The organism is Enterobacter sp. I4 (genome assembly GCF_022669095.1).
In the GTDB taxonomy this organism is placed as follows: Bacteria; Pseudomonadota; Gammaproteobacteria; order Enterobacterales; family Enterobacteriaceae; genus Enterobacter; species Enterobacter pasteurii.
The window spans coordinates 383,254-395,717 of the sequence record NZ_JALBUO010000003.1 but is presented as its reverse complement, the minus strand read 5'-3'; the positions used below and the strand labels follow the sequence as shown (position 1 = coordinate 395,717).

The following is a 12,464-nucleotide window of genomic DNA, read 5'->3' as shown; positions in this document are numbered from 1 at the left end:
TGGCGGCTTCGCCTTACCCGGCCTACGTTCTATTCCCTCTCCCCGTGGGAGAGGGTTAGGGTGAGGGCATCAGGCCGAACTACACCACCCATTCGCCCCCTTCAACCCCATTCACCAGCAGCTTGCGTTTTTCCCCCGCCGGCAACGACACCTTCAGCGCTTTCCACGCCGGGCGATAGTCGCCGCGCGCGTTGACCTTCAGGTTAATGGTTGTCGCGTCGCACACCATTTCCCACTCTACCCACAGCGCGTTGCCGTTCTGGTAGCCCCAGCTTTCACCGTCGTCTTCAAACAGCAGACCGGTGCTGGTGCCGACGCCTTTCACCGGGAACAGCTTCAGCTCGCGGGTATCGTCTTTATCGGCGCTCACGTGCCGGATGCGTTCGCTGAGCGGCAGGCCCGCTCCGGCACGCACCAGCAGCGGCAGTTTTTCCAGCGGTGCATCCAGGGCGATCCACTGCCCGCCGGAGAACCACTCGTGAGTGTAAAAATCGTACCAGCCGGTTTCGTTGTCCGGCAGCCAGAGGCGGCGCTCGCGCTGCCCGGCTTCCACGACGCTTGCCACCAGCAGGTCGCGGCCCAGCAGGAACTCGTCGCACTCTTCGAAGGTCTGCGCGTCGTGCTCGTGATCGAGGAAGGTCGGGCGCAGCATCGGCTCGTCGTCGGCGTGCGCCTGCCAGAGCAGGGTGTAGAGATACGGCAGCAGGCGGTAGCGCAGCTCAATCGCGCTGCGGATGGCAGGCGTGACGCCCGGATACATCCACGGCTCGTTCACCGTGCGATCGTCATTCCAGGAATGGATGGTAAAGCGCGGATGCATCACGCCGTTCTGCACCCAGCGCACAAACAGCTCGGCATCGGGTTTGTCCCCGGAGAAACCGCCGACGTCATGGCCGACGTTAAACAGCCCGGACAGGTTCATGCCCAGCCCCATGCGGATGTTATAGCGCAGGGTGTCCCAGCTGGTGCGGTTGTCGCCGCTCCAGGTCTGGACGTAGCGCTGCATCCCCGCGCAGCCAGAGCGGGAGATCAGATAAGGACGTTTATCCGGCGCGAAGCGCTGCTGCGCTTCCAGCGAGGCGCGCATCATCAGCAGGGGCATCACCGGCCGAATGTGCTTGATGGCGATCTCCCTGCCGAAGCCATAGCAGCGCGCTTCTCCGTCCCACACCTCGTACTCGTTATTGTCGTTCCAGGTTGAGTCGATGCCCATCTCCAGCAGCTGCGTGGTCACGCCGTTCTGCCACCACTGCACCGTCTGCGGGTTGGTAAAGTCGAGGTGCGACCCTTCGTCGTCCCAGAAGCTTGAACGTTCCGGTGCATCGGTTTCTGAATCACGAATGAACAGGCCGCGTTCCGCCACTTCACCGTAGCGCGGGTGATCCTGCAGCAGGCACGGCTTGATGTTGGCCGCAAGCCGCAGCCCCGCGTCGTGGAACGCCTGGCTCATTGCCTTCGGCTGCGGCACCTTGTCGTAGTTCCAGTTAAAGACGTAGCGCTTGCCGTTGATGGAGGTATAGCCGGAGGAGAGCTGGAACGAGTCGCACGGAATGGCGTGCTCGTCGCACAGGCGGATGAAGTTCATCAGCTGGTTCTGCGCGTCCGGCGCGTCGGTGTAGTGCATGGTCGAGCCGCTGTAGCCCAGGCTCCATTTCGGCCCGAACAGCGTTTTCCCGGTCAGGCGAACGAAGGCCTTAGTGACGTCCAGCGCGCGGCTGCCGGTAAAGAGGTAGTAATCAATATCGCCCGCTTCCGCCTGCCAGCGGCGGTAGGCGGTGTGGTAGTTGTCGATCTCGTTGCCCAGATCCAGCCAGCAGCTGCTCAGGTTGTCGTAAAACAGGCCGTAGCTCACGTCGTCGCGGCGGGTAAGGGTAAACGGGATGTGCTTGTACAGCGGGTCGGTGCTGGCCGCGTTGTAACCCATCGCGTCGAGGTTGCGCATCTCATAGCGTTTGCCGTTGCGCTGTAAATCACCCGCTTTCTCGCCGAGGCCATAGAAACGCTCGTCCTGGCGGCGGCTCAGATAGTGCGCCACGCCGTCGCCGTGGGCGTTCAGCAGGTAGGCGCTGGTCGGGCGGTCGTTGACCAGCGGCTGCCACTCGCCCGCGTCGTTACGGTAGTGCCACTCGAGCCACAGGGGCTGATGAACGGTTACGCGCAGCTGTTCTGTCGCTACGGTTAAGGTGTCGCCCTCCTGCGCCAGCGTCCAGGCAGGGCAGGAGAACCCGCTAATATCGTCACGACGACGGCCTTCCCACGGCACGTCCTGCTCAGGGGCGATGCTCCAGGTACGGTCCAGCGCCAGCTCGCCTTTGCGTTTGATCAGCACGCGGAACAGGTTCTCTTCCAGCACGTACAGGCACAGGCGATGCTGATTATCCACCAGCAGTTCCAGATGATTCGCCGACTGTTTATCGACGGTCCAGTTTTTCAGGGTTTTCATATGCAATACATCCACTATCAGGCGCGCTTGGCGCGACGTTCAGCAATAAATGCCACCAGGAAAACAGCGCCAATCAGGTCGAAGAAACCCATGGCGATAAAGAGCGGGTTGAAGCCGATTTTGTCGGCGGTCACGCCGATTAACAGAGAGAACAGGAAGCTGGCGATCCACGCCGCCGATCCGCGCATGCCGTTGACGGTCGCCATCTGCCCTTTATCAAACGACTCCACCACCAGGGCGCTCAGCATGCAGGAGATAATCTGGTGCCCGAAGCCGCCGATGGAGATCAGCACGATGGTGATATACGGATCGCGGGTCACGGCCACGACCGCCAGGGAAATCATCAGAAATGCCCCGGTTACGGAGCTGGCCACGACCGAGTTAACGCGCGTGCAGCCAAACCAGCGGGTGTAGAGGCGGGTGAGGTAGCCGCTCGCCACGCTGCCGAGATCGGCTGCCAGGAACGGCAGCCAGGCGAACATCGCGATCTGCTTCAGGTCCATGCCGTGCTCTTTGGCGAGGTAGAGCGGCACCCAGAAGCTCAGCACCGCCCAGGCCGGTTCCGCCATAAAGGCCGGAATGGCGATACCGTAAAAGCGTTTGTTCTTCGAGACGGTTTTCAGCGCGGTCAGGAAGGGCAGTTTTACCGCAGGCGGTTCGTTATCCTGCTTGATAAACGCCAGCTCATCGCTGCTGAGGTTCGGGTGCTGCTCCGGGTTGTGGTAGAACGCCCACCAGAGGATCACCCACACCAGCGCCAGCACGCCGGTAAACATAAACGCGCCCTGCCAGCCAAACGACGCGTGGGCAAAGTAGATGATAGGCGGGGCCAGCATCGCGCCGACGGAGAAGCCCACGCCCGCCCAGCCTGCGGCGACGGGGCGCTCTGATTTTGGAAACCATTCACCGATGGTTTTGGCGTTTGCCGGCGTCGCGGCGGCTTCGGAAGCCCCCATAAAGAAGCGCAGAATAGCGAGGTGCAGCCAGCTTCCGGCGCCCGCGTGGAAGATACACATCAGCGCCCAGATCCCGGCGCAGACCATAAAGCCAATCTTCAGGCCAATAACGTCAATCAGCCAGCCGCACAGGGGCTGGAAAATGGTGTAGGCAATCTGGAACGCGCCGACGATCCAGGAGTATTGCTCGGTGGTGATCCCAAGGCTCTCCTTCAGCTCCGGAGCGAGAATGCCTAACGAGTTACGGGTGATGTAGTTGACGGTCACGCCAAGAAGGAACAGCACCAGCACGTACCAGCGCAGGTTCTTGATGACGCGACGCGTTTTGCTTGTCGCAAGGGTGTTATTGATGTCCTGACTCATTTTCTTCTCCACAAGACGGACGGTAAGGGGACAAAGGTTCAGGCGTCACGCAGCGTCAGGTTTTTGAAAGTTATCGGTTTTAGAGACTTAAGCTGCTATACAACTAGTATGGAAGTTGTGTGACAGGTTCACCTTATGAAAGAAAACGGGCAGGGAATAGTGGATTTTGTGCAAACTTTCTCATAAATGCGGGGCGTTTTTGGGCATTATGGCCGCCAGCTAAGCTATTACCTGATAAACACGCTGTGAAAATTTTTTCATTTCACATATGGAGCCAGATCACAAAATGGACAAAAGGCTTAAAATCACCGAAATCGCTGCCCGTACCCAGCTCTCCATCAGCACCGTTTCCCGCGTGCTGGCGGGAAAGGCCAACACCAGCGAAAAAGCGCGCGCAAAGGTGCTGGCGTGCGCGCGAGAGCTTGGGGTGATGGAGGGCATGGCGGCGGGGCGCCTGCTGCTTAACAGCCTGGTGGTGTTTGCTCCCCAGCGGGCGTTTGACGAGCGGTCCGACATCTTTTACTACCGCGTGATCCAGAGCGTTAGCAAAGGGCTTGCCTCGCACGAGGTTCGGCTGCGCTACTGCGCGCTGGAAGAAAACGACAGCGACGCCCAGCTGTTTCTGGCGCGAATGAACGAAGCGGACACCCAGGCGGCGATCCTCCTCGGCATCGACGATCCGCATATCCACGACCTGGCGGTGGACGTCGGTAAACCCTGCATGCTGATCAACTGCCGCGACCGGCACATGCGCCTGCCTGCCGTTGCGCCGGATCATCGCGCCATTGGCGAGCGGGCAGCGGATTACCTGTTCGAGATGGGGCACCGTGAGGTGATGAACGTGCTCTGTCTGCGGCGCTACACCATGGAGCAGCGCCTGTCGGGGATCCGCGACGCGTGGAGCGCCCATAACCTGACGTTTAGCGACCGTCGCGATCTGCTGGTCGTATCGAGCTTCAGCGCACGAGAAGCGGAGCAGCGGGTGAGCGAGTGGCTTAACCAGCAGAAAGGCAACGATCTGCCCACGGCATTCCTGGTAGGCGGCGATTTTATGGCCGCGGGCACCATCAGCGCCCTGCAAAAGCAGGGCCTGCGCGTGCCGCAGGATGTCTCCGTGATGAGCATCGACGGTTTTAATCTGGCGGCGATTCAGGACGTGCCGCTGACCGCGGTACATGTCCCGCGTGACGAGCTGGGGACGGAAGCGGTGCACATGCTCCAGCAGCGGCTGATGCGCCCGGACGCGCCGGTGGGTACGTTGCTGCTTAACGGCACGCTGACGGTGCGGGAGTCGGTGCGGCGGATACGTCAGGGGAAACGACGCACCGCCGTTGAGCGGGAAGGGCTGTACGACAGTTAAGCCATGCCCAGCGCGCGCTTGCCGTGAATGTTCAGATCGCTCACGGTAAAGCGGCCCTGCCAGCTCTTTTCATAATCCTCGCGCGGGAAATCTCCCGGCGACGCGCCGGTTTCCAGCGCTTCCTTCACCTTTTTCGCGTAGGCGAGGTTCTTCTCGCACATCGGCGCGGCGGGAATGTACATTACGTTGCCCCAGCCCTGCTGGTTCTCAACCGGCGCGACGGAGTGGATCACGTCGCAGTGCCACCAGACGGAATCGCCCGCCTCCAGCGCCGGAATGCTGGTCAGCGCTTCGATGAGCAGCGGATGCCACTTCTCGGATATCGGCAGCACGCGCCCCGGCGCCACGCCGCACAGCTCATCTTCCGGCACGTCGTCCAGCAGCGGTCGCAGCAGAATATAGGCCATCGCTTCCGGGATCGGCACCACGTGCAGCAGCCCCTGACCGGGGATCATGTCCGACAGCGCCGTCCAGCCCTGGAAGGTGCGGAACACCGAGCATTTAGTGGTGTTATCCACCGTGTACTCTTCCACTTCGGTACGGTGCGCGGCGTTCCACGGATCGTATTTTTCCACGTTGCCGTCAAAGACGCGGGCAAAGACCTGCTGATAGGCCGGCAGCAGCCAGCGCTCCAGCGCGCCGGAATCGGTATGCGCGCCAAGCCCTTTCGATGTGGTTCCCGGCGGACGACGACGGATGCGGTCCGGGTAGATCACGCTCACGTCCGGGTTAAACCACTGCTTGCCGTTGCTCTCGAATGTCCATAAGCGGTTCAGGAACGACTGCACCTGCGCCATCTCTTCGCTCTGGCGTGCCTGCATTTGCGCCTGAGACCAGTAAATAGGGTAAATTTCCGGACGAGAGGCCGTTAAGGTGCCGAAGAAGTTATCCCCCGGACCGTTGTAAACCTCGTCAAACCTGTTGAGATCGAGGTAGTCGAGCATCGACCGATCCCACGCCAGCGCCTGCTCGCGCGGGAAGTGACCTTTGATCACCGCGCAGCCGCGGCGTTTAACGGCCTCGCGCTGAGCGTCGGTGAGGGTGCCGTTTTTCACATCCGCGAATGGGATCACTGGCCAGACGGTTTCGCCTTTGTTCTTAAGGGCGTTGATTTCCGCCACGCGGGTGGCAATTTTATCGCTGAGCTTATTAAACACCGCCTGCACGTCGCCGATCTGCGCGCGTAACTCACGTTTTAACTGACGGATTGCCGCTTTGTGATCCGCCGGCAACGTTTCACTGGTAAAGGTCATAACTGCCTCGCATCTTTCATTCGAAAGTAAAAATGTCTACATGTGATACTTTAAGTTAAAATTAAGTTAATGCAAGTTTAAAACCTTGACCGATACCACAGGATGGAAAAAGAGTGAGAGGCCGGAGCAAGGCTCCGGCGAGGAGAGGATCAGGCGTCGAACGGGGAGTGGTTGTCGAGTACGGCCTGAATGACGTTCAGCGCGCCCTGGTGGTTGTTGTTGTCGGTGCTGTAGCGGCTGATTTCTTTGATGCTTTCTGCCGCGTTGCCCATGGCAAAGGAATATTTCACCAGCTTTAGCATCTCGGCATCGTTGCCGCTGTCGCCGATGCCCACGCACTCCTGCGGGGAAACTTTCCAGCGTTTCAGCAGGCGGCTGATGCCGTTGGCTTTGTGCAGGCCGGGGATAATCAAATCGACAAAGCCGAAGCCGCTGGTAACAGGCTTCATGATGCCGTCCAGGGACTCGTGCAGTTTATCGACCAGATTCGGGATATCGCTGTCCGGCAGGTTAAGAGAGAACTTAAACAGCACGTCGTCAATGTCGCGGTAGTCGCCGATACGCTTTAAGCGGTGATAGTGCTTTGACATCAGCGCCACGAACGCGTCCGGCGCCTGGTCGCTGACGTAGGCGCTCTCCAGACCGCAGGCCACAAAATTCAGCCCTTTGTCTTTCAGCAGTTCGCCAATCACGATCTGCGACTCATGGCGGGTCAGCTCGCCGTGGAAAATTTGCTCACCGTGATCGAAGACCAGCGCGCCGTTTTCCGCCACGAAGGAGATCTGGTTTTTCAGCTCCGGGAAAAAGGAGATGAGCTGGTAATACTGGTTGCCGCTGGCAACGACAAACTCAATGTTGCGGGCTTTAAGCTGTTCAAACTGTGCCTGGAAGCGGTCACGATCGTACTGCTTGGCATCATCAAGGAAAGTTCCGTCCATATCGGTGACGATAACTTTAACGGTCATACTGTGCTCCTGGGTCACTGCGTTTTGAAACATTCTAATAACAAGGTGACGGGGAGCACAAATTTAATTTCATTCGAAAGTAAAAGCAAAGCGGCAACCGACGTTGCCGCTTTAATATTTTCTCCCTCTCCTTGTAGGAGAGGGGATGCTTCGTTACAGCGTATGCTCGGTACGGGCGATAATATCGTCCTGCGCATCCGGGGAAAGGGCGGTAAAGAATGCCGAGTAGCCCGCCACGCGCACCACCAGATCGCGGTACTGGTCAGGGTGTTTCTTCGCTTCCAGCAGCGTTTCACGCGAGACGATGTTGTACTGAATATGCCAGCCTTTGTGCACCTCGAAGAAGGTACGCAGCAGCACCATCAGCTTCTGGCGGTCGCTGTCGTTTTCCAGCGTCGACGGGTTCAGCTTCTGGTTAAGCAGCACGCCGCCCAGGATCGCCCCGGTAGGCAGTTTACCCACGGAGCCGATAACCGCCGTCGGGCCGAGATGGTCCGTACCGGAAGCCGGGCTTGCCCCTTCTGCCAGCGGGGTGTGCGCTTTGCGTCCGTCCGGCGTCGCCATCGTCGCCGCGCCAAACGGCACGTTTGCGGAGATGGATGACGTGCCCGCGTAGTAGTTACCGCCAGTCGGACCGCGGCCGTAGCGCGGATTGTGATACTGCTTCAGCTCCTCAATGTAGGTCTGATAGGCGCGGGTCAGCAGCATGTCCACGCCGTCGTCATCGTTACCGTACTTCGGCGCGCCGTTAATCAGGCGCTGGCGCAGCTGCTCGTGGGTCAGCCCCTCGAAGTCGTCCGCCAGCGCCGCCGCCAGCTGCTGCTGGCCGATGACGCCCTGCTCAAATACCAGCTTCTTCACCGCCGCCAGGCTGTTGCCGAGGTTGGCGATCCCCACCTGCAGGCCGGACACCCAGTCATACTTCGCGCCGCCCTGCTTGATGCTTTTCGCGCGTTCGATGCAGTCATCCACCAGCGCCGAGCAGAGAATGTCGTGGACGTTCTCTTCCAGCATGGTGTCCACCACGTACTCAATCTCGATGGATTTGCGGGTGTAGTAGCGGATCTGGGTATCCCAGGCCGCCATGACTTCATCGAAGTTGACGAAGTTACCGGCAGAGAGGGCTTTCTCCTGCGGCAGGAATACCTTGCCGCTGGTGGCGTCGCGGCCGCCTTCCAGCGCCGCCAGCATGACGCGGGCGAAGTTGATAAAGCTCATGCCGGTGCAGCGGTAGCCCCACTTGCCGCCGACTGCGGTTTCGATGCAGCCGATGGCCGCATAGTCATAGGCGTCGTCTCGTTCAACGCCGAGCTTGATGAATTCCGGGATCACGATTTCATCGTTATTGAACGCCGGCATGCCGAAGCCGCAGCGGATCACCTGCACGCAGGCATCGAGGAAATCGCTGCTCATGCCCGCGTGGTAACGCACGCTCAGGTTCGGCTGCGTGGAGCGCAGGCGACCGCAGGATTCCAGAATCGCGTAGGAGAGCGGGTTTACCGCGTCCATCGGCTCACCGTTGACCAGCTTCTGGCCGCCGATGGTGACGTTCTGATACAGCGGACTGCCCGCCGAGGCTTTAGAGTGCGAGCCGGAGCGGATCTTGTTCACTTCCAGCAGCTTCAGCCAGCAGCTGTGCAGCAGCTCAATGGCGTGCTCGCGATCCAGGCTCTGGTCCAGCTCCACGTCGCGGCGGTAGTACGGATAAAGGTACTGATCCATGCGGGCAAACGACACGGAGTGGCCGTTGGATTCAATTTGCAGGATCAGCTGAATGAAGTAGCACAGCTGCAGCGCCTGCCAGAAGGTTTTTGGCGGCTGGTGGGCAATGATGTCGCAGTTTTCCGCAATGGCCAGCAGCTCGTCGCGGCGGCTTTCGCGGGTTTCGCCGGCGGCCATTTCGCGCGCCAGGGCCGCGAAACGTTCGATATGCAGGCTAACCGCGTCCAGCACGATATCAATCGCCTTCAGGAACTGTTCGCCGTGCAGGTCTTCCAGCACCGTCAGGTTGATGCGCGAGCGGCGCTCGGCCACCTTCGCGCGCAGGCCGTCGAGCCCTTTTTCCAGCAGCAGCGGGAAGTTCACCGCCAGGTGCGCGTCGCCGGAGGTCATGTTGCCTTCAGCCTTGATGATGCCGGTCTCCAGCAGGCTTTTTTGCTCGTCGGTAAACATACCGTAGCAGCGATCCTGCACCGTCTGGCCGCGCCACCACGGGCAAATCTCATGCAGAACGCGCTTGTTCTCTTCGCTTACCGCAAAGCCCGCCCCCGGACGGTCCGCCAGATCGTCAATCTCTTTCTCAATCCAGGAAACGGTGTATTCCGGGAAGATCGGCGCGGCGCGGACTTCGCTTGCCTGGTTACCGACGATCAGCTCGTCGTGTTTGATCCAGATGGTACGCTCGGCCAGGTGGTGTGCCAGCGCCAGCGCGCGGCGTACCGGAATCGGCTTGTCCAGATGCTGCTGATACATTTCGGTGTAGTGCCGGGCGCGCTCGGTGCAGACCGGCGGCTTAACGATATGCACCAGCGCCATTTTGTGCGCCTTGATGCGCTCGCTCAGGGTGTTGAGATTCAGGGTTGTCATAGTGTTATCCTCGTAAGGTCGCGGTTAACCCTTTCTGGCAGGCATACTGCTGTGCGAAGTCCAGCAGGGCAGGGTTATCCAGCGGTTTGTCAGGGGCAGAGTAGGGTTGGCCGAGCAGGGTGTATTTGTTCATGCCCAGCGTGTGATACGGCAGAAAGTGAATGTCGTGAACGCCGAGTTCGTCGGCGGCGAAGTTGGTAATGGCGGTAACAGAGGCTTCATCGGCGTTAAAGCCCTGGATCAGCGGCACGCGGATGGTGATTTTTTTCCCGGCAGCGGCCAGGCGTTTCAGGTTGTCCAGGATGCGTTTTGCCGAGCCGTCCGTCCACTGCTTGAATACTTCAGAGTCAACGTGCTTCAGGTCGGCGAGGAACAGATCGACGTACGGCAGTGACGGCTCGATATAGCGCCACGGCACGTGAAGGCAGGTTTCGACGGCGGTGTGGATTCCCTGGTTGTGGCTGGCTTTGAACAGGGCATGCGCCAGTTCGGGGTTCATAAACGGCTCACCGCCGGAGAGGGTGATCCCGCCGCCGCTGCGGTCGTAGAAGGGCTTATCGCGCAGGACCGTCGCCATAATCTCTTCAACCTGCTTCTCTTCACCGCAGACGGTGAGCGCCTGGGTCGGGCAGCAGTCGGTGAGGGCATCGAGCGTGGCGTCGTCAAGCTTCTCCCGATGGATGATCAGCCCGTTCAGCGCGCGGTCGATACAGCCTTGCGCCACCTGCTGACACAGGTCGCAGCCCTCCAGGCACAGACGCGCGTCAAACAGCACGTCCCGCGTGCGGGCGCGGCTTTCCGGGTTCTGGCACCAGCGACAGCCCAGCGAGCAGCCTTTCATGAATACTACGGTACGAATACCCGGGCCGTCGTGGGTGGAGTAACGCTGTATATTGAAGATCATATTCTCGCCCTCTGATTACATATGAAGATTAAATTACTTTCGAATGAAAGTTATCTTGATATGGGTCAACTCCTGAGCAGGTTTTGTCGTGATAGGGTAAGTGCAGGCTAATTTTGAGGGTGACATCATGGAACTTTATCTCGACACATCTGACGTTGCGGCAGTCAAAAAGCTGGCGCGTATCTTCCCGCTGGCGGGCGTGACCACGAACCCAAGCATTGTGGCGGCGGGTAAAATTCCGCTGGAAGAGCTGCTGCCGGCGCTGCACGACGCGCTGGGCGGCAAAGGCCGTCTGTTCGCGCAGGTGATGGCGACCACCGCCGAAGGGATGGTGGAAGACGCCCGCAAGCTGCGCGCGATTGTTAACGATCTGGTGGTAAAAGTGCCCGTGACCGCTGAAGGGCTGGCGGCAATCAAAATGCTGAAGGCAGAAGGGATCCCGACGCTGGGCACGGCGGTATACGGCGCTGCCCAGGGGATGCTGTCCGCGCTGGCGGGAGCAGACTATGTCGCGCCTTACGTGAACCGCGTGGACGCGCAGGGCGGAGACGGGATCCAGACCGTTGTGGAATTACAGCAGCTGCTGACGCTGCATGCCCCGCAGTCAAAGGTGCTGGCGGCGAGCTTCAAAACCCCGCGTCAGGCGCTGGACTGCCTGCTGGCAGGGTGCGAGTCCATCACGCTGCCGCTGGACGTGGCGCAGCAGTTTATCACCTCTCCGGCGGTGGACGCGGCAATCGTGAAGTTTGAGCAGGACTGGCAGGGGGCATTTGGACGGACGTCGATCTGATGAGGGGCGGCCTGATGCCCTCACCCCAACCCTCTCCCACAGGGAGAGGGAGCAAACACTAAAACGGCAACCTGAAGGTTGCCGTTTGCTTTAACCTCCGCACACCTCACATCCCGGATTACGCATCAGCTTCATCTCGCGGAACTGGCAGGTCATTGCGTCATACATCACGATTTTCCCCGCCGCAGGCGTGCCGTAGTGCGCCAGCATCTTAATCGCTTCCATCGCCTGCAGCGACCCGATCACGCCGACTAGCGGCGCCATCACGCCCGCCTCAACGCAGGTCAGCGCATTTTCACCAAACAGGCGGCTCAGGCAGCGGTAGCACGGTTCGCCTTGGGCGTAGGTAAAGACGCTGATTTGTCCTTCCATGCGGATTGCCGCGCCGGACACCAGCGGCGTTTTGTGGGTAAAACAGCCGGCGTTAAGCTGGTTGCGAACGGCGACGTTGTCGGTACAGTCCAGCACCAGATCGTGCTGCGCAATCTGCGCAAACAGCGCCTCGTCATCCAGCTGGGCATCAATCAGGGTGAGCTGAACGTCAGGGTTAATGCGGGCCAGCGCCGCCCCGGCGGACTCTACTTTCGGCTGGCCAACGGTCGCGTCGCTGTGCAGCGTCTGGCGCTGCAGGTTAGACACCGACACGGTATCGAAATCCAGCAGCGTCATGCTGCCCACGCCCGCCGCGGCGAGGTATTGTGCGGCAGCGCAGCCCAGCCCGCCGAGACCAACAACCAGCACGCGGGCAGACTTGAGCGCTTCCTGGCCCTCGAAATCAAACCCGCGCAGCACAATCTGGCGGTTGTAACGCATCATCTCCTGGTCGCTCAGCTCCACCGCCATA

Annotated in this window: 9 protein-coding genes; 2 read left to right on the top strand and 7 right to left on the bottom strand. The window is 60.1% G+C overall.

Annotated elements, in window-relative coordinates:
• Positions 1-79: 79 nt before the first annotated feature.
• Both MOQ06_RS21120 and MOQ06_RS21115 read right to left on the bottom strand, forming a co-directional pair.
• Complete coding sequence (locus tag MOQ06_RS21120; RefSeq protein WP_193356599.1) at positions 80-2,443, bottom strand: glycoside hydrolase family 31 protein; 2,364 nt, start codon at positions 2,441-2,443, stop codon at positions 80-82.
• A 17-nt stretch (positions 2,444-2,460) separates the two neighbouring features.
• Positions 2,461-3,762 carry an MFS transporter gene (locus MOQ06_RS21115; RefSeq protein WP_148418678.1) on the bottom strand — a complete coding sequence of 434 codons (1,302 nt, stop codon included), beginning with the start codon at positions 3,760-3,762 and terminating at the stop codon, positions 2,461-2,463.
• A gap of 286 nt (positions 3,763-4,048) precedes the next feature.
• Between MOQ06_RS21115 and MOQ06_RS21110 the strand changes: the two genes are divergently transcribed.
• Positions 4,049-5,122 carry a LacI family DNA-binding transcriptional regulator gene (locus MOQ06_RS21110; RefSeq protein WP_242174705.1) on the top strand — a complete coding sequence of 358 codons (1,074 nt, stop codon included), beginning with the start codon at positions 4,049-4,051 and terminating at the stop codon, positions 5,120-5,122.
• Here MOQ06_RS21110 and MOQ06_RS21105 read toward each other — a convergent pair.
• From MOQ06_RS21105 to MOQ06_RS21090, 4 genes are all read right to left on the bottom strand, one after another.
• A complete protein-coding gene (locus tag MOQ06_RS21105) occupies positions 5,119-6,375 on the bottom strand; it encodes a DUF1479 domain-containing protein (protein ID WP_148418680.1) in 1,257 nt (418 codons plus the stop codon). The genes MOQ06_RS21110 and MOQ06_RS21105 overlap by 4 nt on opposite strands.
• Before the next feature lie 149 nt (positions 6,376-6,524).
• Positions 6,525-7,340 (bottom strand): Cof-type HAD-IIB family hydrolase, encoded by an 816-nt coding sequence (locus MOQ06_RS21100; RefSeq protein ID WP_148418681.1) that lies wholly within the window; start codon positions 7,338-7,340, stop codon positions 6,525-6,527.
• A gap of 153 nt (positions 7,341-7,493) precedes the next feature.
• Positions 7,494-9,926, bottom strand: coding sequence for a formate C-acetyltransferase/glycerol dehydratase family glycyl radical enzyme (locus MOQ06_RS21095; protein ID WP_242174704.1), 2,433 nt, complete (start codon positions 9,924-9,926; stop codon positions 7,494-7,496).
• A gap of 4 nt (positions 9,927-9,930) precedes the next feature.
• Positions 9,931-10,830 (bottom strand): glycyl-radical enzyme activating protein, encoded by a 900-nt coding sequence (locus MOQ06_RS21090; RefSeq protein ID WP_242174703.1) that lies wholly within the window; start codon positions 10,828-10,830, stop codon positions 9,931-9,933.
• Between the two features lie 127 nt (positions 10,831-10,957).
• On the opposite strand from MOQ06_RS21090, the gene fsa reads away from it, so the two are divergent.
• Positions 10,958-11,620: a fructose-6-phosphate aldolase gene (fsa, locus tag MOQ06_RS21085; RefSeq protein ID WP_242174702.1), complete on the top strand. Its 663-nt coding sequence runs from the start codon at positions 10,958-10,960 to the stop codon at positions 11,618-11,620.
• Positions 11,621-11,710: 90 nt separating this feature from the next.
• Here fsa and moeB read toward each other — a convergent pair whose 3' ends face one another.
• Positions 11,711-12,463 (bottom strand): molybdopterin-synthase adenylyltransferase MoeB, encoded by a 753-nt coding sequence (moeB, locus tag MOQ06_RS21080; RefSeq protein ID WP_242174701.1) that lies wholly within the window; start codon positions 12,461-12,463, stop codon positions 11,711-11,713.
• Between the last annotated feature and the right edge of the window lies 1 nt (position 12,464).